This is a genomic window from Janthinobacterium sp. EB271-G4-7A (assembly GCF_020858075.1).
Lineage (GTDB): Bacteria > Pseudomonadota > Gammaproteobacteria > Burkholderiales > Burkholderiaceae_D > Janthinobacterium > Janthinobacterium lividum.
The window spans coordinates 1-21,919 of sequence record NZ_JACYMI010000010.1 but is presented as its reverse complement, the minus strand read 5'-3'; the positions used below and the strand labels follow the sequence as shown (position 1 = coordinate 21,919).

The following is a 21,919-nucleotide window of genomic DNA, read 5'->3' as shown; positions in this document are numbered from 1 at the left end:
GAAAAACCCGATCAGAAATGGTCGGGTTTTTTTTCGTCTGGCGGTTTGTGATGGCGAACCCCAAACGAAGGCTGGGGGCAGACCCCCTCGCGCGTTGGCGTCGAATCTGGCGTTGGCGGTGTGGAGGGTCTGACCCCGGTGGTTCGGGTGCGGCGTTTTATCGACTCACTTCTTCCCAGCTCAAGCCGAACTTCGTCAGATACTTTTTCAACCTGTCAGCGTCATTTGGTTTGGCCTTCGCATCACGCGATACGGCATACAGCTTGCGACCCGCATCGGACAAGCTGTTCGATTGCTGGCATACCTGAATTACCGACCTCAGCTGCAGGACATCAAACAGGTCGAGCTGCGCGGCTGCCTCGTTTCCCATGATATCGGCCAGGTCGATTTCCGTGCTGGCGGCGGGCTTGTCATGCTGCTGCCACATGCGCTTCAAGCGCCGGATTTCCTCGTCGACGACGCCATCCGTGATGCGTCCCGCTTCCGACAGGGTGGCCAGGCGCGTGATAGCGGCGGACAGATCGCGGAAATTACCCTTCCATGCCGAGGTGGGAAGGGTGGCGAAACGCATGAAACGCTCGTGTGCCTCCTTGTTGAAGCGCACTCGTTCGCCCGTCTCCGCGCTGTATTGCGTCAGCAGGTATTCCAGGTTCGGCTCGATATCTTCCGGGCGCTGCGCCAGGCCCGGCAATTCGTATGTCCACAGATTGATGCGCGCATACAAGTCTTCGCGGAAGCGGCCGGCCGCCACCTCCTTGCCCAGATCGCGGTTGGTGCCGGCGATCAGCTGGAAGTCGCTTTGCACCTCCGTATCGGCACCGACGGGAAAGAAGCGCTTTTCTTCGATGGCTTTCAGCAGCATCGCCTGTTCGTCGAGCCCCAGTTCACCAATTTCATCGAGAAACAGCAGTCCCTTGTGCGCGCTGCGCAGCAAGCCTGGCCGGTCCGAGCCCGCCCCTGTGAAGGAACCCTTGATATGCCCGAACAAGGTGGAGGCTGCGCCATCGCCATGCAGGGTGGCGCAATTGAGGTCGATGAACTTGCCATCGATCTGGTGGCGCGATTTTTTCAGTTCATACACGCGGCGCGCGAGGAAGGATTTGCCGGCACCGGTCGGCCCCATCAGCAGCATGGGGGCTTTTGACTTGATGGCGACGCGCTCGATTTCATCGATCATGCCGTTGAACTTGGCATTGCGCGTGGCAATGCCGGACTTCAGGAAGGCCACGCCTTCGGCCTGTTCGCGCGTAAAACGCTGGGCGATCTGGTCGTAGCGCGACAGATCGAGGTCGATCAGCGCGTAGCTGCCGGGGTTGCCGGCGCCCTGGCGCTTTGGCGGCGACGTTTGCACGAGGCGGCCGGGGAAATAGCGCGCTTCCGTCATCAGGAACATGCAGATCTGCACCACGTGGCTGCCGGTGGTGATGTGGATCCAATAGTCTTCCTTGTCCGGATCGAAGGGGTAGCTGTTGGCAAAATCATAGAGCGCGCCATACACATTCTCGAAGTCCCAGGCATCGCTGATGGGCAGTTCGTGGGCGATCAGCCTGGTTTCAGGCGAGACGCTGGCGATATCCTGCGACACCTGGCGTACCAGATTGTCAAATTGGCTGCCCGCGTACAGCAGCTCGAAGCGGTCGATGATCTTGTCCTCATGCTGGGTCAGGGCGATGCTGGGACGCCATTTTTCCCAGCGTGCCGCTCCCCTGCCGTTGTCGAGCTGCGTGCCGAGAAAACCGATAACGACGGTGCGTTTTGCTTGCATATGTGAGATAAAAATTTATCTTAAAAGATAATTGTATTCCAAATCGCCATGACAGGGATATTTTCAGTGCACAGCTTGCGTGGAAATATTACTTAACGAAATCAATTGGTTATGAAAATTTTTGAGGAATTATTGAAAGCTGGCACAGCGCTTGCAATAGGGGAGATACCAACGAGATAAACGTAGAGAGCAGAGAGGGACGAAAAATGGCCAACGCCCAGTTATTTCAGAGCGCGCAACTGACCGGTACCTTGCCAGCGGCCTTGGCACGCAATGCCGAAGGCGCGCCAGCCTATGCGCTGACGCCCCGGCATCAGCTGGCGCAATACGCGGCCACCGGCTGCCTGAACACGACGTTTTATGCCAGCGCCGAAGCGCAGCTGGCAACAGTACTCGAGCTGTGCCAGGCGGTCAACCCCGCCTTCATTGCGCAGACGGCCGTGTACTGCCGCGAACGGGGCTACATGAAAGACATGCCGGCCTTGCTGGTGGCCGTGCTGGCGGGGCAGGGCGCTGCGCAATTCGCACCGGCATTCCGGCGTGTCATCAACAACGGCAAGATGCTGCGCAACTTTGTGCAGATCATGCGCTCCGGCGCCGTGGGACGCAAGTCGCTGGGATCGCGTCCGAAAAAGCTCGTGCAGGCATGGCTGAACACCGCTTCGGAACAGGCCTTGCTGGCCGCCGCCGTGGGCAATGCGCCTTCGCTGGCCGACGTGGTGAAGATGGTGCATCCGAAACCGCAGGAAGCGTGGCGGGAGGCATTCTTTGCCTGGCTGATCGGCAAGCCCTACGATGCCAAGGCACTGCCGCCGGCGCTGGCCGCGTTCGAGGCCTACAAGGCAGATCCTTCGCAAGCGATACCGGACGTACCGTTCCAGATGCTGACGGCGCTGTCCTTGAGCGCGCAGGATTGGGCGCAGATCGCCCGCCAGGGCAGCTGGCAAATGGTGCGCATGAATCTGAACACCTTTGGGCGTCACGGCGTGTATGCGATAGCCGGCATGCCGGAACTGATCGCTGCCAAGCTGCGCGATCCCGAGGCGATTAGCCAGGTACGGGTGTTTCCGTACCAGCTGCTGTCCGCGTACCTGGCGGCCGGTGAGAGCGTGCCGGCCATCGTGCGCGATGCGCTGGAAGCGGCGCTGGAAATAGCGCTGGCGAACGTGCCGCGGATCGCTGGCAGGGTGGTGGTGTGCCCCGACGTCTCCGGCTCGATGTCGTCGCCCGTCAGCGGTTTTCGCGGCAGCGCCACGTCGAGCGTGCGCTGCATCGATGTGGCGGCGCTGGTGGCGGCGGCCATGCTGCGCAAGAACCCGGATGCGATGTTGCTGCCGTTCGAGCACAGCGTCGTGACGTGCGGGCTGGCTGCGGATGACAGCGTGATGAGCAACGCGGCCAGGCTGGCGGCCATCGGTGGCGGCGGCACCAATTGCAGCGCACCGCTGATGCGCATGAACAGCAAGAAGGAGCTGGCCGACCTGGTGATTTATGTGTCCGATAACGAATCGTGGATCGACGCCAGACGCAGCGGCGCCACGGCGACGATGGGACAATGGAAGGTGTTCAAGCAGCGCAATCCGCAGGCGAAACTGGTGTGCATCGATATTGCGCCGCATGCCACGACGCAGGCGATGGAATGCGAGGATATCCTGAATATCGGCGGTTTTTCCGATGACGTCTTCAAGATCATCGCCGCCTTTGCCGCCGGCCAGCTGGACCCCGCCCACTGGGTGGGAGAAATCGCCGCCATCGATATCGCGGCAACCGGTTGTTGAAGTAAAGCGCATGAATGCGGACAAGACTACATAAGAGACGTCCTGTCCAGACTTGTCATGCGCCGCAGTGCCCCGAATGCAGACAGGATTACATCGATCAGCCGCGTCAAACCGGCCTGGCACGCGCAGTACGCCGCCAGAAAATCCTGTCCCTCCTTGTCGGGTTGTCGTACTGATTACAATAGAAAATGAGAGAAGCGATGAAAAAAGAAGAATACGACGTCCTGCATACCGAAGGCAGCCGTCCTGTGAAAATGTGGACGCGTGGCGTGCCCGTCGAAGAAGCGGCTAAAAAGCAATTGCGCAACACGGCGACCCTGCCGTTTATTTACAAGCACATCGCCGTCATGCCGGACGTCCACCTGGGTAAAGGGTCGACCATCGGCAGCGTGATTCCCACCCTGGGCGCCGTGATTCCGGCGGCGGTGGGCGTGGATATCGGTTGCGGCATGATGGCGGCGAAAACCACGCTGACGGCGAATGATTTGCCCGATAATCTGGGGTCGCTGCGCAGCGCCATCGAACGCGCCATTCCACACGGGATGTCGCCAAAGACGCGCGGACACCGCGGCCGCGACGAGGGTTCCTGGCATACGCCGCCCTCGGTGGTCGATGCCGCGTGGCTGCAGCTGAAAGACGAATTTGATGCGATCTGCCTGAAAACGCCAAAGCTGAAGAGCACGAACAATTATCGCCACCTGGGAACCTTGGGCAGCGGTAACCACTTCGTCGAAGTGTGTCTCGATGAACAGGGTTCCGTGTGGTTCATGCTGCATTCCGGTTCGCGCGGCGTGGGCAATGCCATCGGTACGCATTTCATCGAACTAGCCAAGCAGGATATGCGCACCCACTTCATCAACCTGCCCGACCAGGATCTGGCTTACCTGGCCGAGGGAACGCAGCATTACGACGATTACGTGGAAGCGGTGGGCTGGGCCCAGCGTTTCGCCCGCAACAACCGCGAAGTGATGATGCAGAACCTGATCGCCGCCGTGCGCACGGTCATCCATAAACCGTTCCAGACGCACGTGGAGGCCGTCAACTGCCACCATAACTATGTGCAGAAGGAGCACCACTTCGGCAAGGATGTATTGATCACGCGCAAAGGCGCCGTGTCGGCCCGCGCGGGCGAACTGGGGATCATTCCCGGCTCCATGGGCGCGAAGAGCTTTATCGTGCGCGGTAAGGGCAATGCGGAGAGTTTCCATAGCTGCAGCCACGGCGCGGGACGCACGATGAGCCGTACGGAAGCGAAGCGGCGCTTCAACCTGGATGACCAGATCCGCGCCACCGAAGGCGTGGAATGCCGCAAGGATGAAAACGTGATCGATGAAATCCCGATGGCTTACAAGGATATCGATGCGGTGATGCTGGCGCAACGCGAGCTGGTCGATGTCGTGCATATCTTGAAGCAGGTCGTCTGCGTCAAAGGATAATAGAGAGAAAACAGAGATGATAGAAATAGATGGAGCGCAAGGCGAAGGCGGCGGACAGATTTTACGTTCGGCGCTGAGCCTGTCGATGATCACGGGGCAACCGTTTCGGCTGATTAACATTCGCGCGGGGCGGGAAAAGCCCGGCTTGCTGCGCCAGCATCTGCTGGCTGTGCAGGCGGCAACCGCCATTTGCGGGGCGCGCACGACGCCGGTGGCGCTGCGCGCGTCGAGCCTGGAATTCGTGCCTGGTCCCTTGCGTGGCGGCGATTACCGCTTTGCCATCGGCAGCGCGGGCAGTTGCACTCTGGTATTGCAAACCCTGTTGCCGGCCCTGCTGCATGCGGATGGGCCGTCCACCGTGCGCATCAGTGGCGGCACGCACAATGCCATGGCACCGCCCGTGCATTTCCTGCAGCGCGCATATGGCCGTGTCCTGGAACAGATGGGGGCCGAGGTGGATATTACGCTGCAACGCTATGGCTTTCATCCCGCAGGCGGCGGCGAGGTGATGGCCACCGTGCAACCGTGCCAGCGCTTGCGGCCCATCGCATTGCTGCAGCGCGGCGAACGGAAGGCGGGGTATGCGGAAAGCGTGGTGGCGGGCGTGCATGTGCAGGTGGCCGCGCGCGAGCTCGAGCGTGTCGCCGGGGGCATGGGCTGGAGCGGCAAGCAGTTGCGCCTCGTCGGCTTGCCGGCGGAGCAGGGACCGGGCAACGTCTTGTTGCTGACGCTCGAGCATGAGCATGTCACGGAAGTGTTTACTTCGTTCGGTGAAAAGTCCTTGCTGGCCGAATCGGTGGCCAAGCGCCTGTTGAACGAGGTGCGCGCCTATCTCAAGACGGACGCGGCCGTCGGCGAGCACCTGGCCGACCAGCTCTTGCTGCCCATGGCGCTGGCGGGCGGCGGTACCTTCAGCTGCAACAAGGTATCGCAACATGCGCTGACGAATGCGGAGGTGATTGCCCGGTTTTTGCCCGTGCGTATTACTTTCGAGCAGCAGGAGCGGAGCAGCATCTGCACGGTGGCCGCCGCCTGACGGGCGCGCTGACACAACTGGCTGTTGCAGCTGTTCCAAATTGATACATGGTCGGCCGGATGTGGGGCATAGACGCATGGCATGGCATTTGCTCTTCTTTGATATTGACTAAAAAACCAAGGAGACCAGCATGACCTATTCCATTCGTACCCTGCTCGGCGTGGCGGCCGCCGGCGCCGTTGCCCTCACTTCCCTGCTGACCTTACCGCATGCCTATGCGCACGGCAATGTCACGCCACAAGGCGTCGATACCACGGGCTTGCCCAAGGTGGGCGACAAGTGGCTTGAGCAAAACCCGTATCGGGGCAACAAGCTGGCCTTGACGGTGGGCACCTCGGCCTACAACCAGAATTGCGCCCGGTGCCACGGCATCGAAGCCATCTCGGGCGGCATCGCGCCGGACTTGCGCCAGCTGGACCGCGATTGCTTCGGTATCAAGAATGAGATAAAGAAACAGGCTTGCTACAAGGAGACAGATAATTATTACCTGGCCATCATACGCCACGGTAAAGTGCGTAATGGCGCTGTGTACATGCCGCCGTTTGAAGGCGTGTTCAACCAGGAAGCCATGTGGGCCATCAAGACCTATCTGGAAACCCGCCGCGAGTCGAATTAAGTCGAACTGATCACCAAGGAGTCCCATGCGTTCAATTCAATTCCGGGGCGCGCGCGCGATGATCTCGCTCGCCTGCCTGGCGCTGTGCGCAGCCGCGCCTGCGCGCGCCGACTGGCAAAAAGTGCAGCAGTCGGGCAGCCTGAAAGTGGCTGTGTATAACGAGTTCGCGCCGTTTTCCGACAAGGGAGCGGGCATCGATATCGACATCGCTGAAGCGCTGGCGAAAAAGCTGGGTTTGAAACTGAGCTTGCTGCCATTTCCCGCTGGCGAAAATCTCAACGATGATTTGCGCAATATGGTGTGGAAGGGGCATTACCTCGGTTATGGTCCCGCCGATGTGATGCTGCATGTACCGGTCGACAAGAAGTTGATGGCGGATAACGACAAGGTCGAGATCTTCGCGCCGTACTACGTGGAGACCGTGCGCCTGGCGCGCAGCGCGCAAGCCGTGCCGCAATTCGATGGCGTCGCTTCGCTGGCCGGCAAGCGCATCGGCGTGGAAAAAGTATCGATCGCGGCTATGCTGATGCTGGGTGAAGACAATGGCAAGTACCGCGACGACGTGCGCATCTTCGACACGGCGGCCGAAGCGTTGCAGCAATTGCAGGCAGGGCAACTCGATGCCGTGCTGGCCAACCGTTCGGAGATCGAATCGGTGCTGAAAAGCGATCCCGCTTTCCCCTTGAGCGAAGTGGCGTTCGCCCGCTTGCCGCGTGCCGGCTGGGCCGTGGGCCTGGCCGTCAGCCGCCAGCAGCTCGACGTGGCAAAGTTGCTGCAGGCGGCCATGAACGAGATGGCGGCCAGCGGTGAATTGAAAGCCATCTTTGAAAAATATGGCGTGAAGGAAGCACGGCCCTGACGTAGCGTGCTTGAGTTTAAAAGCCCGCGCATTGATCGATGCGCGGGCTTTTTAGTTTTAGAAACTATATTGGGCGCTGACGCCCAGCAACCAGTTGCGTCCCGGTGCCGCTTCATAGTAGCGCTTGTTGCTGTCGCCGACGATGACGGAGCCCACGTAGGTCTTGTCGAAAAGATTGTTCAGGCGGGCAAATTCCTTGAAGCGCCAATTGCCCACGTTTTGTTTGGCGTTGACGCGCGCATTGAACACCGTATAGCCGGGCGCCGGCTTTTCGCTGTTGCTGTCTTCCGCGTAGACCTGGTTGCTGGCCACGCTTTCCAGCGCCGCGCCAAAACGGTCCAGCGTGTCTTTCCAGGCCAGTTCCGCAAACAGGTTGGCGCTGGGCACGCCCGGCAAGCGGCTGCCTTCGCGCACGTTGCCAAACGCCTGGTCATACACGGCGTGCAGGCTGGTCAGTGCCACTTTGGTCGTGAAGCCATACGGCAGGTTCGAGTCCAGCGACACTTCCATGCCCTGGCGCAAGGTTTTTCCCGCATTGCGGTAGCTGGTGCGCCCGCCGCTGGACTTGTCGACCACCAGTTCGTCGCTGGTCTTGATCTGGAACACGGCCGCGTTCACATGCGTGTTGTTATTGATCCTGGCCTTGACGCCTGCTTCCAGGTTGGTGCTGGTGGCCGGTTTCAAGTTGAAATTGAAGCCGCCGCCCGTGCCCGAGTAAAACAGTTCATTCAAGGTAGGCGCTTCGAAACCGCGCGCGGCGCTGGCATAGACGTTGACGTTCGGCGTCAGCTTGTACAGCAGGCCTAGCACCGGTGTCGTGTGGCTGAACTCCAGGCTGCCGCTATCGTTGCCGTTGCCGAGGAAATGGTCATCGACCGCCACTTTCATCTTGCTGTAGCGCACACCTGCGCTGAGCAGCCACGGGCCGCTTTGCCATTCCGCCTGGATATACGGATCGAGGCTGGACACGACATTCTGCTCGTCGCGGCGCAGCTTGCCCTTTACGCCAAAGCTATTGCCGATGAAGTTTTCGTAGCCGGTGCGGTCATCGCTGGAGCGGCCATAGTCGATGCCGATAGTCGTGCTCAGCTTGCCGCCAGCCAGCTGGTTCACGTGCAGCCAGTTGGTATCGATGCCATAGAACTGGCGCTGGAAATCGACCACGCCGCCCGAATGGCTGGCGGGCGCCTGGAAGCCCTTGGTAAATGCCTGGTACTGGATCACGTCGCGGTTGCCGCCATACACCATCACGTGCAGGCGGTCATCGCCGAACGACTGTTCATAGGTGGCGCCGATTTGCTGGTGGTCGATGCTCTTGCGGGTGTTGTAGCGTTCGGCCAGTGTGCGTTTCGGGTTTTGCGTATCCGTCGCGTCGACCTCACCGGCGCGCGGGTTGGCGGCAAACGTGGCCCAGGTGGCGCCCAGCGGATCTTGCGTATTGCCTTGATGCAGGCTGTTGGCGACGATGGTCAGCTTGCTGTCCGCCGTGGGCTTGACGGTGATCTTGCCGAACGCCTGTTCGCGCGTGGCGGCGCTATGGTCGCGGAAGCCGTCCGTGCGGAAGCGCGAACCGTCGAGCACGTAGCCGATGTCGCCTGCCTGGCCTTGCGCCGAGAGATCGACCTTGCTGGTGCCGTAGCTGCCGCCCGTCACATTCAGTTCGACGGACGGGGGATTTTGTCCATCCCTGGAAAACAGCTGGATCACGCCGCCCGAATGGTTGCCGTAGATGGCAGAAAACGGTCCGCGCAGCACTTCGATGCGCTCGGCCGTATCGAGGTTGAAGGTGGCGGCCTGGCCTTGGCCGTCGGGCATGCTGGCGGGAATGCCATCGCTGATCAGCTTGACGCCGCGCACACCGAAGGCCGAGCGTGCGCCAAAGCCGCGTGACGAGATCTGCAAGTCTTGCGCATAGTTCTGGCGGTTTTGCACGACCAGGCCCGGCACGGCGGCCAGCGCTTCCGACGCGTTGACGCGGATTTGGCCATCCTGGATGCGCGCGCTGTCGACCACGTCGATCGAGGCCGGCACTTCCTGGCTGGGGTGGGCGATGCGGCTGCCGCTGATGACCACCGTATCCATCAGTTGTCCGGCGGCCAGGTCGGCTGACTCGGCGGCAAAGACGTGGGGGGCTAGGGTGGCGCTGCCGGCGACAAACAGGCTGGCGATGGTGTTCAGGCGGAAACGATGCTGCATGCGGATTCTCCAATGTGAATAAAAGCCTGCTTGATCGCGTGCGCGGTACAGGTCTGCATAGTCTTATCAAGCAATATGCCTGCCATGTCTCCATTGGTGGGCTGAAATTATACGCGTGTCAGTGGCACGGCGTTTGCATACAGCAATGGGCAGATGCGCCGCTACCGCGCGCTTTTCCTGTGTTTTTCCATTGAAAAGGTGATTATGCCCAACTTCTTCTCGTGCTTGCGCCAGGTTTGCTGGCTGTTGCTGGCGCTCGCCAGCACCGCCCTCCAGGCAGCTCCATTTGCCTATGTCCCCAATGAAAAATCGGGCACCTTGAGCGTGATCGACACGGCGACCGACCAGGTGGTGCGCCAGATCGCCGCAGGCAAGCGTCCGCGTGGCATCGCCGCCGACCCCACAGGACGGCAATTGTTTGTCACGGACGCGGCCAGCAGTGCCTTGCTGCTGATCGATAACGCTGGCGGCGCGGCCGTGCGCACGGTGGCGCTGGGCAAGTCGCCCGAAGGCGTCAGCGCGTCCCTGGACGGTCATTACGTGGCCGTCGCCGTCGAGGAAAACAACAGCGTGACCTTGCTCGACGGCCAGACGGGCGTCTTGCTCGCCGATATCAAGGTGCAGGGACGCAATCCGGAACATGCCGTCTTCAGTCCCGATGGGCGCTGGCTGCTGGTCAGTGCGGAAGAGGCCGAGCAAGTCGATGTCATTGATGTGGCACAACGCCGCCAGGTGGCGTCCATCGCCGTGGGACTGCGTCCGCGCGGCATCGGTTTCAGTCCCGACTCGGGCCGCGCCTATGTGGCGTGCGAACTGGTCAATACCGTGTATGTGATCGACATGGCCGCGGGCAAGGCGATTGCGACCATTCCAGCGGGCAAGAATGCGAATGGCATCGTGGTCCATCCCAACGGCAAGCAAGTGTATGTCTCGAATGGCACGGACGGCACGGTGATGGTGATCGACACGGCCAGCAATCAAGTGACGGCCACGATTGACGTCGGCAAGCGCCCGTGGAACATGGCCATCACGCCCGACGGCGCCAAGCTGTACGTGGCCAATGGCCGTTCGAACAGTGTGTCCGTCATCGACACGGCCAGCGCGCGCAAGATGGCCGATATTGCCGTGGGTGAATTGCCATGGGGCGTGGTGATTCGTTGATTCCTTGGTGGCACAGGCGCAGGTGTTCCAGTCTGGTACACCTGTTCCATTGTGCAGCGGCGCAGGGGAGATGCCGCAGGGCTGGCCCGGATTGGAACAGGATGCCGCTACCTTGTTCAAAACGCAAACAGGCCCACGTCCCCACCCAAGCAGGTGGCATGCGCTGAAAAACGTGCCGGGTTTGATGCCGCGCCCTTGTAACAGGGATAAAACCGGCTAAGTTTGTAGTGGGATGGCGAGCTGGCACGGCATTTGCGGAAGACTCTGTGTACTCACCCCATCTGTACCAGGACGTTTGATTTTAATTAAGTAATTCCATTCTAATTAACCCGATAGAGGACGACATGAATCTCGCAGACATCAGCAAACTGGGCGTAGCCAATCCCTTCAAACAACGCTATGACAATTACATCGGCGGCAAATTCGTTGCCCCAGTCAAAGGTGAATACTTTCCCAACATTACGCCGATCACGGGCTTGCCGTTTTGCGAAATCGCCCGTTCCACGACGGAAGACGTCGAGCTGGCGCTGGATGCCGCGCACGCCGCCAAGGATGCCTGGGGCAAGACTTCGCCGGCCGAGCGCGCCAATATCCTGAACCGCATCGCCGACCGCATCGAACAGAACCTGAGCCTGATCGCCACGGCGGAAACCATCGACAACGGCAAGCCGATCCGCGAAACGATGAATGCCGACATTCCACTGGCCATCGACCATTTCCGTTACTTCGCCGGTTGTATCCGCGCGCAGGAAGGTTCCGTCGCGCAAATCGATGCGGAAACCTATGCCTACCACTACCATGAGCCGCTGGGCGTCGTGGGGCAGATCATTCCGTGGAATTTCCCGATTCTGATGGCCGTGTGGAAACTGGCGCCAGCCCTGGCCGCCGGCAATTGCGTCGTCTTGAAACCGGCCGAGCAGACCCCGGCATCCATCATGGTGTTGATCGAGCTGATCGGCGACTTGCTGCCGCCGGGCGTGCTGAACATCATCAATGGTTTCGGCCTGGAAGCGGGTAAACCGCTGGCCTCGAGCAAGCGCATCGCCAAGATCGCCTTTACGGGCGAAACGGGCACGGGCCGTCTGATCATGGGCTATGCGGCGCAAAACCTGATTCCCGTCACCCTGGAGCTGGGCGGCAAGTCGCCGAACATCTTCTTTGAAGACGTGATGGATGCCGACGATGACTATTTTGACAAGTGCCTGGAAGGTTTTGCCATGTTCGCGCTGAACCAGGGCGAAGTGTGCACCTGCCCATCGCGCGTGCTGATCCAGGAATCGATCTACGAGAAATTCATCGAACGGGCCTTGAAGCGCGTGGCCGCCATCAAGCAGGGCAACCCGCTCGACTCGTCCACCATGATCGGCGCGCAGGCCTCGCAGGAGCAGCTGGAAAAAATCCTGTCCTACCTCGACATCGGCCGCCAGGAAGGCGCCGAAGTGCTGGCCGGCGGCGAGCGCAACACGCAGGCGGGCGACCTGGAAGGCGGCTACTACGTGCGTCCGACCGTGTTCAAGGGCCATAACAAGATGCGCATCTTCCAGGAAGAGATTTTCGGACCCGTGGTGTCCGTGACCACCTTCAAAGATGAGGCCGACGCGCTGGCGATTGCCAACGATACCTTGTACGGCTTGGGGGCCGGCCTGTGGACGCGTGACGGTTCGCGCGCCTTCCGCATGGGCCGCGCCATTCAGGCGGGCCGCGTGTGGACCAATTGCTACCACCTGTATCCGGCCCACGCCGCGTTCGGCGGCTACAAGCAATCGGGTATCGGCCGCGAAAACCACAAGATGATGCTCGATCACTACCAGCAAACGAAGAACTTGCTGGTGAGCTATAGCCCGAAAGCGTTGGGCTTCTTCTAAATTGGCAACAGGCGCCGCGCCCTAAGCCAGACGCGGCGCGCAGAAAGGGATGCCATGAGTGCAGCAATTGCCCGGGTGGTCGCCACCGATGCGGCGCTGGAAATGATGGACAAATTGCGCCAGCGTCACGGCCCGCTGATGTTTTTCCAGTCGGGTGGATGCTGCGACGGCAGCGCGCCCATGTGCTACGCGCTGGGCGAGTTCGATGTCAGCGACACCGATATCTATCTCGGCAATTTGAATGGCACACCGTTCTACATGGGACTCGAGCAATTCGAGTACTGGGAGCATACCCAGTTGATTATCGATGTGGTCGACGGCAATGGCGGCATGTTTTCACTCGATAACGGCACCGGCAAGCGCTTCCTGACGCGCTCGCGCCTGTTCACCGATGAAGAGTGCGCGCTGTTGCATGCCCAGCCGCATGAGCACCGCAAGACTTGATACACACATACTAATAAAACAGAGGGAGATGATTGTGCAGAAAAAAATCATGGGGATACTCATCGGTTTGAGTTTGGCATCGCTGGCCCAGGCGGCCGACGTGGGCAATGTCACGAATGCCATGCTCGACAGCACGGCGAAGAATCCGGCCAGCGTCCTGTCGTTTGGCATGGGTACGCAGGGGCAGCGCTATTCGCCGCTGACGCAGATCAATGACAAGACCGTGGCCAAGCTGGTGCCGGCCTGGTCGTTCTCGTTTGGCGGCGAAAAACAGCGGGGCCAGGAATCGCAGCCGCTGATTCACAACGGCAAGATGTTCGTCACGGCATCGTATTCGCGCATCTTTGCCGTCGATTTGAAAACGGGCGCCAAGCTGTGGAAGTATGAGCATCGCTTGCCAGACGGCATCATGCCCTGCTGCGACGTGGTCAATCGCGGTGCCGCCCTGTACGGCAACCTGGTGATCTTCGGCACGCTCGACGCCTACCTGGTGGCGCTGGACCAGAATACGGGCAAGATCGTCTGGAAGGAAAAAGTCGACGATTACGCGGCTGGTTACTCGATGACGGCCGCGCCGCTGATCGCCGAAGGCTTGCTGCTGACGGGCGTGTCGGGCGGGGAATTCGGCATCGTGGGCCGGGTGGAAGCGCGCAATCCGATGACGGGTGACCTCGTGTGGAGCCGTCCGACGGTAGAGGGCCATATGGGCCACCGCTACGACAAGGATGGCAAGGCCATCGACAACGGCGTGTCCGGCACGGCGAATAAGACGTGGCCGGGCGACCTGTGGAAAACGGGCGGCGCCTCTACGTGGATGGGCGGCACCTACGATCCGCAAACCAAGCTCGCGTATTTTGGCACCGGCAACCCGGCGCCGTGGAACAGCCACTTGCGTCCCGGCGACAATCTGTACTCATCATCCACCGTGGCGCTGGACGTGAAAACGGGGCAGATCAAGTGGGCGTATCAGAATACGCCGAATGACGCCTGGGATTTCGATGGCGCCAACGAGTTCGTTACCTTTGACATGGACGGCAAGCGCTACGGCGGCAAGGCCGACCGCAACGGTTTCTTTTACGTGATCGACGCCAGCACGGGCAAGCTGCAGAACGCTTTTCCATTCGTGAAGAAAATCACCTGGGCCAGCAGCATCGACCTGAAGACGGGCCGGCCAAATTTCATTGCCGCCGGCCGCCCTGGCGACCCGACCAAGGGAGAGGAAGGCAAGAAGGGCACGACCGTGTTTGCCGCGCCCGCTTTCCTCGGTGCAAAAAACCAGATGCCGATGGCGTACTCGCCGCAAACCAGGCTGTTCTATGTGCCGGCGAACGAATGGGGCATGGATATCTGGAACGAGCCGATCAGCTACAAGAAGGGCGGCGCCTTCCTCGGTGCCGGTTTTACCATCAAGCCCCTGTTTGACGACTATATCGGCGCCATGCGCGCCATCGATCCGAAGACGGGCAAGATCGTGTGGGAAATCAAGAACAACGCGCCGCTGTGGGGCGGCGTGATGAGTACGGCGGGCAACCTGGTGTTCTACGGCACGCCGGAAGGCTTCCTGAAAGCCGTCGATGCGAAGACGGGCAAGGAGCTGTGGAAATTCCAGACGGGCTCCGGCGTCGTGGCGCCGCCCGTCACCTGGCAGGATGGCGACACGCAATATGTCGCCGTCGTCTCCGGCTGGGGGGGCGCGGTGCCGCTGTGGGGCGGCGAAGTGGCGAAGAAAGTCAACTTCCTGGAGCAGGGCGGTTCCGTGTGGGTCTTCAAGCTGGCGTCGAAGTAACGGGGTGAAACATCCGGGCCACACGGATGGGTGTCTCCCTGTCCGCCGGATGTTTTCTTTTTGCTGACGGCCCAGGCCGTCAGTTTTTTGTTTACCTGGATGCCCGATACGCCTGCTTGCGGTCAAAAAATGAACACTGTCAGTGGCGATTGATCCGCTGCTGCACATGTTAACTACGCCTTTTCTCTTTCTCCCTCTGAGCCGCGCTGGGCACGCTTATTGCCAAAGCTTGAGGTACATCAATCATTGGTGTGCACACTAAAAACAGAGAAGAAAGAGGAGAACAAATGAACACATTGAGCAAGCTGGGGAGCCTGGGTGTCATGACAATCGCAACGGTGGGACAGGCGCAAGCCGTCGATATCAAGGCTGGCGACTGGACCGTGTCGGTGGGCGGCATCGTCAACGCCTATTACACGCAAGTGTCGTGTTCGGGCGATGCGGTGGGCGGGCTGGCGCTGGGCGGCCAGGCGCTCGGTTGCGGCGGTGAAAAGGACCGCACCACCATCGGCAACGGCTTGCTGCCGAATGGCTTGATCACCTCGGCAAGCTCGCGGCTGGGCGAGTACGACGTGAAAGCCTTGATCGGCATCTACAACTCGACGGCCACGGACAGCGCCATCAGCCAGAACAGCGTGGTCGATGTGCGCCAGGCCTTCTTCACGTTTGGCAATGAACACATGGGTACCTTCAAGCTGGGCCGCGACTACGGCATCTTCGGCGCGAATGCGATCCTCTCCGACATGACCTTGTTGGGCTCGGGCGCACCGGTGCAGGCGACACAGCGGGGCCGGGTGACCCTGGGCCATATCGGCGCCGGCTATACCTATCTGGGCAACTATGGCCAGATCATGTACAGCACGCCGAAGTCGGGTGGCGTTGGCATCGATGTGGCGCTGGTCAGCCCCGTCTCCGATACGCCGATTGTTGCAGGCTCGACCTATTCTTCGAAGTCGAGCCCGCAAGTGCAGGCGCAGCTGACGTATGCGCAGGAAGGCTTGAAAGCCTGGCTGGGCGTGAAGTCGCAAAAGTTCACCTCGAAAACCGCAGGTGTCGATGACTTGACCATGCGCGGCGTGGAAGTGGGCGGCTCGTACCAGATGGGGCCGGCTGGCGTGCTGCTCAACTTCCAGGGCGGCAAGGGGCTGGGCATCTTGTCCGATGCGGACCAGGGCGATACCAAGTCGAAGAACTGGCTGTTGCAAGGCACGTATAAAACGACGGACAAGCTGAAACTGGGCTTGTCCTACGGCATCAGCAAGAACGACGACCACACGGCCGGCACGGGCGGCTTGAAGTCGAATGCCAACTTGACCTTGGGCGCGTACTACTCGCTCAACAGCGCGATCACCCTGGTGGGCGAGCTGGGCCAGACGCGCTCGAAAGGCTTTACGGGCGGCGAAGCGAAGATGAATGGCGTGTCCCTGGGCGGCATCATTTTCTTCTAACCAATGAATGCGGCGCCTTGCCACAGGGCGCCGCACGGAGCGCAATGCATGCGGATAATGCGGTTGTTCATCGGATGCTGGCTATTCCTGTTTATCCTGGGGCAGGCGTGGGCGGGCGTGCTTACCAAGGCCGAGCTGGCGCGGCGCTTTCCTGCTCCCATCATCGTCGGCGACAAGGAGGCCGACTTGCCCGTCTGGCCATTGTTCCGGCAAAACGCCACGGCCACGGAACTGGTCGGCTACGTGTTTGAGTCGGTGGACCTGGCACCGATTCCCGGCTTTTCCGGCGTGCCCGTCAATCTGCTGATCGCCATTGATCCGCAAGGCAGTTTTCTCGACGTCGCCGTGCTGTCGCAGCATGAACCCGTGTTTCTCGATGGCCTCGGCGAAGCGCCGCTGTTTCAGTTCGTCAAGCAATACCAGGGCTTGTCGCTGAAGCAGAATATCGCTATTGATGCCAAGAAGAAACGCGCCACGGATGCCACGCATGCCGATATCGATGGCGTGTCGAAGGCCACGGCTTCCGTGCGCATCATCAACCAAAGCGTGCTGGCCTCGGCCTTGAAAGTGTCGCGCAAAAAACTGGGATTTGCGCAAGGCCGTGACCCGGACCAGATTGCCCGCATCCGCATGGAGGTATTCGAGAAACTCAGCGTGGAGCAGATGCTCGAGCAGGGCTTGATCCAGCACGTACGCTTGAGCAATAAGGATGTGGAAACCTTGTTTGCCGGCAGTCCCGGCGCGGGACTCGATATGGACGCCACGCGTGCGCCCGATGGCCTGTTCATCGACCTGTACCTGGCGTACGTGTCCGTGCCCACGGTGGGACGCAATCTGTTGACGGAACGCAGCTGGAACAAGCTGCGCAACCGGCTGGACGAAGGCGACCACGCCATCCTCGTCATGTCGCGCGGGCGCTACAGCGTGCTGGGCGACGATTTCGTGCGCGGCACGGTCCCGGACCGGCTATTGCTGAAACAGGATGGCTTGCCCATCGACATGCGCGACCTGGACCTGGAATTGCAATTGGCGGATACGACGCTGTTGCCGACGGAAAATGTCACCGTCTTGCGCGTCATCAGCCAGGCGGGACTCGATGCGGCCAGCCCGCTGGCTTTTACCATGCCGATCACGCGCAGCAAGGGCATTGTGTATCCGGAACGCATCGCGCGCAACGTGGATGTCAATTACCGCCTGCCGGCTGATTTTTATACGGCGCCGCAAGGCGACGATGCCACGTGGCGCGGCACGTGGAAAGGGCGCAAGACTGAGTTGCTGCTGTTGCTCGCCGGGCTGGCGCTGCTGGCCGGTGCATTGGCCTGGCAGAAACGCCTGGTGCGCGATGGCAGGCAATTTGTGTGGTTTCGCCGCCTGTTCCTGGTGTTTACGATTGGCTTCATCGGCTATTACGCGCAAGGACAGTTATCGATCGTCAACATCACGGGCGTCATCCAGGCGCTGCTGGCGGGACGCAGCCTGGGCTTCTTCCTGTTTGACCCGATGACGGTGATCCTGTGGGCGTTCGTGCTGCTCAGCCTGCTGATCTGGGGGCGCGGCACGTTTTGCGGCTGGCTGTGTCCGTTTGGCGCCCTGCAGGAATTCACGGGCAAACTGGGCCAGTGGCTGCGCTTGCCTCAATGGAAGATCAAGCCGCGCCTGGACGGGCGTTTGAAATGGATCAAGTATGGCTTGCTGGCGGCTATTCTCGGCAGCAGCATGTTTTCCAGCCAGATCACGGACAAGCTGGTCGAGCTGGAACCATTTAAAACGGCCATCACCCTGAACTTCGTGCGGGCCTGGCCCTTTGTCGCGTATGCCCTGGGTTTGCTGTTGCTTGGTAGTGTTTCTTATAAATTCTTTTGCCGCTACCTGTGTCCGTTTGGGGCGGCGCTGGCGCTGCTGGGACGGTTTCGCCTGTTCAACTGGATTCCCCGTCGCAAGGAGTGCGGCACACCGTGCCAGACTTGCCGCCACCGTTGCGAGCATCACGCCATCGCGGCTAGCGGGAAAGTTGATTACGGCGAATGTTTCCAGTGCATGGATTGCGTCGTGATTTATGCCAGCGATGAAAAATGCGCGCCCTTGATGCTGGAAATCAAGCGTGCCCGCACCATCCCCATAGTCCGGGTCACGGCAGAGGAGAGCAGCAATGCAGCGTAGAACGTTTATTTCCGCAGCGATAGGCAGCGTGGCCGGCATGGCGGGCTTGTTTTTGCCTGGCAGCATGGCGCGCGGTACGGCCACGGCGTCCGGTGTGCGGCCTTATCAAGGCGCCGCACTGGCGTTTGGTACGACGATTACCGTCACCGTGTTGCACCACGATCAGCGCCAGGCCGAACTGGCCATCGAGGACGCCTTGCATGCAGCGAGGAATATCGACCGCCTGATGAGCATTTACAGTCCCACCAGCCAAGTCTTTCAGCTGAACCGTGACGGCCGTCTGGCCCGGCCGGACGCCCATCTGCTGGCCGTGCTGGCGCAGGCGCAAGCCTTGTCGCAATGGAGCGATGGGGCCTTTGATATCACCGTGCAACCCTTATGGCAGCTGTTTCGCGCGGCAGCAGACGAGGCCGGCTTGCCGACGGACACCTTGCGGCGCGCAGCGCAGGCGCGGGTAGGCTGGCGGCAACTGGCGTGGAATAGCCGGGAAGTGCGTTTTCTCCGGCCTGGCATGGCGCTGACCTTGAATGGCCTGGCGCAAGGTTATGCGGCGGACATGGCGCTGGCGGCCGTGCAGGCGCGCGGCATACGGCACGCGCTGCTCGATACGGGCGAATTCGTTGCGCGGGGACAGCGGTCCCTGCGCCGCCCGTGGACCTTGGGCATCCAGGATCCGCGCGATGTAGAAATCCTCGCGGCCACCTTGAAAGTGGAGGGGCGCAGCGTGGCCACGTCGGGCGATTACGAATGCACGTTCACGCCCGACTTCATGCATCACCACATCTTCGATCCGTTGAACGGCGATTCGCCGGGCGAACTGGCCAGCGTGACGGTGCTGGCGCCCACGGGCTTGCTGGCCGATGGTTTGTCGACAACGTTCATGGTGACGGGCGCGGCGCGCGCGCATGCGATGGCCGCGCAAATGGAAGGCGTCGACCTGATGACCATCGACAAGCGGGGCCGGCGCGCGATGTCGCCCGGCTTTTCCCGTTTACTCTAGCTTATTTCAGATGCGGCACCTTGCGATAGATCGTGTTGCGCGATATGCCCAGGGCCCGCGCCGTGGCCGAGACGTTGCCGCCGTGGGCATCGAGCGATTTGAGAATGACGCTTTGCTCCATTTCTTCCAGGTTGGCGCCCGCCGCGATCATGCGGTCCGTGCTGGCGCTGGCGGCAGTCGCTTGCGTCATCTCAATATCGTCGAGGAAATCATCGGGCATGTGTCGCAAACAGATTTCATGTTCATCACCTGCCATGACGATGGCCGTGCGCAACAGATTGGTCAGTTGGCGGAAGTTGCCTGGCCATTTATGCTGGTGAAACATGCGCAGAATGTCCGGCGCCACCGTGTAGCGCGTGTCGGGCGCTTCCGTTGCCAGGATTTTTTTCACGACCGTATCCAGGTCCGTGCGCTCGCGCAGCGGCGGCAGTTTCACTACGAGGCCATTCAGGCGGTAATACAAGTCTTCGCGAAACAGTCCCTTGGCCATGCGCTCGCGCAAGTTGTGATTCGTGGCGCAAATGAGTTCCACGTTGACGGTGATCGACTTGCTGCTGCCCAGGGGCGTGACCATGCGTTCCTGCAACACGCGCAACAGCCGCGCCTGCAAGCCAAACGGCATGTCGCCGATTTCATCGAGGAACAGGGTGCCGCCATTCGCTTGCAATATCTTGCCAATGGCACCCTTCTTGCGCGCGCCCGTAAATGCCCCGTCTTCATAGCCGAACAGTTCGGACTCGATCAGGGTTTCCGGAATCGATGCGCAATTGACGGCGATAAACGGTCCCATGGCCCGTGGCGAATCGTTGTGGATGGCTTGCGCCAGCAATTCCTTGCCGGTGCCCGTTTCGCCCATGACGAGGATGGGGATGTCGCGCCCCAGCACCTTGTTGACCTTTTCGATAACCAGTTCCAGCTGCGGATCGCCCGTGCGCAGGTAGCGCAAGCCGGACAGGCGCCGCGCCGCGTTGGCCGCATGGCTGGCGGACGCGGGAACCTGTGCCGGCACGGCGTTGATATCGCTATGGTCGGTGCTGGCAGCAAAACCGTGCTGGAAGACGCTATTGGACAGGCGCAACTGCGCGCGACCATACACGCGCACGCCGCTGTGCATGCACAGGTTCAGCAAACCGGGTGAGGCCGTGCGGTAATGGTCGTACAGGGCGGAAACGGGCAAGCCGAACAGGGAGCTGAACGTGTGCGATTGCAGCGCGGCAAATGAGAGGCCCAGCTGGAACAAGCCATTCTTGTTGGCCGATAAAAATCGTCCACCGGGTGTGAACGAGGCGATGCCTTCCATCAAGGTGCCGATGAATTCGGGGCGCGCGTGGAAGTGCACGGTGATGGCGTCTTCGAAGGTGGCGGAAAACAGTTGATTTTCGATCATCAGCGCCGACATGCGCACGAGGGCCATCGTATGCTTGTGAAAACTGCGCTGGTCGCTCGAGACGTCCAGCACGCCGATGACATTGCCCCGGTGGTCGGTGATCGGTGCCGCGGAGCAAGTGAGAAAATGATTGGCCGCCAGGTAATGCTGGTCCGCATGGACCAAGGTCGGTACTTTTTCCGTGATGGCCGTGCCGATGGCATTCGTACCGCGGCTTTGTTCCGACCATGCCACGCCCGGCTGCAGGGCGACGCGGTTGGCTTTCTCCAGGAAATCATCGTCGCCCAGCGAATGCACGATGACGCCGTTGGCATCCGTCAAGATCACCATATTGTGGGTATTGACGATTTGCTGATACAGGGTTTCCATGGCGGGCAGCGCGTGCGTGTGCAGCAGGCGGTTTTGTTCGATCAGCAAGGACAGGTCGGATTTGCCCGCCGGCGTAAAGTCGGGCGTGGCCGTGGGCGTCAGGCCAAAGGCGACTGAACGCTGATGGGAAGTTTCGATGATGACGGGGACGCTGTCCTGTCCTGCCGGCAAAATGTTCGCGTCCGCGATGGACGAAAACGGTGCGCTACGGTAAGTAGCTGACGGTTGATACATGATCTCGTTGCCTCCGTTGGGCCCTGTACTGCGGCGCTCTTTTGAATATCGAGAGTGTTCCATAATGTAGCACCTGTCACAGATGGGAGCAAAGCAAAGCGAACCGGGCTATCCCCCGTGTTGCTGCCAGGCCCAGAGTTGCTCCCCTCGGTGGTCGATGCATGTGTTCATATAAGCAATTGCGGTGCCAGGCTTATTGCCTTTGAGCTGACGCAAAAATAGCGCTTGCGGGGTGCGCAGGGCAGGGCTATAATTCGCCCCCTTGCTGAACGACGCATGCAAATGCCGAGTAAAGCAGGGCGAAAAAGAAGGTTGACGAAATGCTGCAAACGCTTCATACTCTTCCTTCTTCGCAGCTGACAAACACAACGCTTTGTCG

At 60.5% G+C, this 21,919-nt stretch carries 16 protein-coding genes; 12 read left to right on the top strand and 4 right to left on the bottom strand.

Going from position 1 to position 21,919, the window contains the following annotated elements; all coding sequences use genetic code 11:
• Positions 1-157: 157 nt before the first annotated feature.
• On the bottom strand, positions 158-1,765 hold the full coding sequence (gene rtcR, locus IGS58_RS28940) for an RNA repair transcriptional activator RtcR (RefSeq protein ID WP_230523319.1): 1,608 nt from the start codon (positions 1,763-1,765) through the stop codon (positions 158-160).
• A 206-nt stretch (positions 1,766-1,971) separates the two neighbouring features.
• On the opposite strand from rtcR, the gene IGS58_RS28935 reads away from it, so the two are divergent.
• The 5 genes from IGS58_RS28935 (at position 1,972) to IGS58_RS28915 (ending at position 7,490) form a co-directional block, all read left to right on the top strand.
• Positions 1,972-3,543, top strand: a complete 1,572-nt coding sequence (locus IGS58_RS28935; RefSeq protein ID WP_230523318.1) for a vWA domain-containing protein — start codon at positions 1,972-1,974, stop codon at positions 3,541-3,543.
• A 200-nt stretch (positions 3,544-3,743) separates the two neighbouring features.
• Positions 3,744-4,979, top strand: coding sequence for an RtcB family protein (locus IGS58_RS28930; RefSeq protein WP_230523317.1), 1,236 nt, complete (start codon positions 3,744-3,746; stop codon positions 4,977-4,979).
• Positions 4,980-4,995: 16 nt separating this feature from the next.
• Complete coding sequence (gene rtcA / locus IGS58_RS28925) at positions 4,996-6,015, top strand: RNA 3'-terminal phosphate cyclase (RefSeq protein ID WP_230523316.1); 1,020 nt, start codon at positions 4,996-4,998, stop codon at positions 6,013-6,015.
• A 130-nt stretch (positions 6,016-6,145) separates the two neighbouring features.
• On the top strand, positions 6,146-6,631 hold the full coding sequence (gene pedF / locus IGS58_RS28920; RefSeq protein WP_230523315.1) for a cytochrome c-550 PedF: 486 nt from the start codon (positions 6,146-6,148) through the stop codon (positions 6,629-6,631).
• Between the two features lie 25 nt (positions 6,632-6,656).
• Positions 6,657-7,490, top strand: a complete 834-nt coding sequence (locus IGS58_RS28915) for a substrate-binding periplasmic protein (protein WP_230523314.1) — start codon at positions 6,657-6,659, stop codon at positions 7,488-7,490.
• Positions 7,491-7,547: 57 nt separating this feature from the next.
• On the opposite strand, the gene IGS58_RS28910 is transcribed toward IGS58_RS28915, so the two are convergent.
• On the bottom strand, positions 7,548-9,686 hold the full coding sequence (locus tag IGS58_RS28910; protein WP_230523313.1) for a TonB-dependent receptor family protein: 2,139 nt from the start codon (positions 9,684-9,686) through the stop codon (positions 7,548-7,550).
• 204 nt (positions 9,687-9,890) lie between these two features.
• Between IGS58_RS28910 and IGS58_RS28905 the strand changes: the two genes are divergently transcribed.
• The 7 genes from IGS58_RS28905 to IGS58_RS28875 all read left to right on the top strand — a co-directional run bounded on the left by IGS58_RS28905 (position 9,891) and on the right by IGS58_RS28875 (position 19,550).
• Positions 9,891-10,847, top strand: coding sequence for a beta-propeller fold lactonase family protein (locus tag IGS58_RS28905; RefSeq protein ID WP_230523312.1), 957 nt, complete (start codon positions 9,891-9,893; stop codon positions 10,845-10,847).
• Positions 10,848-11,191: 344 nt separating this feature from the next.
• The gene (gene adh, locus IGS58_RS28900; RefSeq protein ID WP_230523311.1) at positions 11,192-12,712 is read left to right on the top strand and encodes an aldehyde dehydrogenase; all 1,521 of its coding nucleotides are present in this window, start codon (positions 11,192-11,194) and stop codon (positions 12,710-12,712) included.
• A 54-nt stretch (positions 12,713-12,766) separates the two neighbouring features.
• The gene (locus tag IGS58_RS28895; RefSeq protein WP_034756816.1) at positions 12,767-13,156 is read left to right on the top strand and encodes a DUF779 domain-containing protein; all 390 of its coding nucleotides are present in this window, start codon (positions 12,767-12,769) and stop codon (positions 13,154-13,156) included.
• A 49-nt stretch (positions 13,157-13,205) separates the two neighbouring features.
• A complete protein-coding gene (locus IGS58_RS28890; RefSeq protein WP_230523310.1) occupies positions 13,206-14,942 on the top strand; it encodes a PQQ-dependent methanol/ethanol family dehydrogenase in 1,737 nt (578 codons plus the stop codon).
• Positions 14,943-15,229: 287 nt separating this feature from the next.
• Positions 15,230-16,390 carry a porin gene (locus tag IGS58_RS28885; RefSeq protein WP_230523309.1) on the top strand — a complete coding sequence of 387 codons (1,161 nt, stop codon included), beginning with the start codon at positions 15,230-15,232 and terminating at the stop codon, positions 16,388-16,390.
• A gap of 57 nt (positions 16,391-16,447) precedes the next feature.
• The gene (locus IGS58_RS28880) at positions 16,448-18,550 is read left to right on the top strand and encodes a 4Fe-4S binding protein (RefSeq protein ID WP_230523308.1); all 2,103 of its coding nucleotides are present in this window, start codon (positions 16,448-16,450) and stop codon (positions 18,548-18,550) included.
• A complete protein-coding gene (locus IGS58_RS28875; RefSeq protein WP_230523307.1) occupies positions 18,540-19,550 on the top strand; it encodes an FAD:protein FMN transferase in 1,011 nt (336 codons plus the stop codon). The genes IGS58_RS28880 and IGS58_RS28875 overlap by 11 nt, the downstream gene beginning before the upstream one ends.
• A 1-nt stretch (position 19,551) precedes the next feature.
• Here IGS58_RS28875 and IGS58_RS28870 read toward each other — a convergent pair whose 3' ends face one another.
• Together IGS58_RS28870 and IGS58_RS28865 are read right to left on the bottom strand one after the other, a co-directional pair.
• Entirely contained in the window at positions 19,552-21,540 is a 1,989-nt protein-coding gene (locus IGS58_RS28870) for a sigma-54-dependent Fis family transcriptional regulator (protein WP_230523306.1), read from the bottom strand.
• A 108-nt stretch (positions 21,541-21,648) separates the two neighbouring features.
• Positions 21,649-21,919 (bottom strand): hypothetical protein (locus IGS58_RS28865; protein WP_230523305.1); only part of this gene is annotated, 271 nt, incomplete at its 5' end.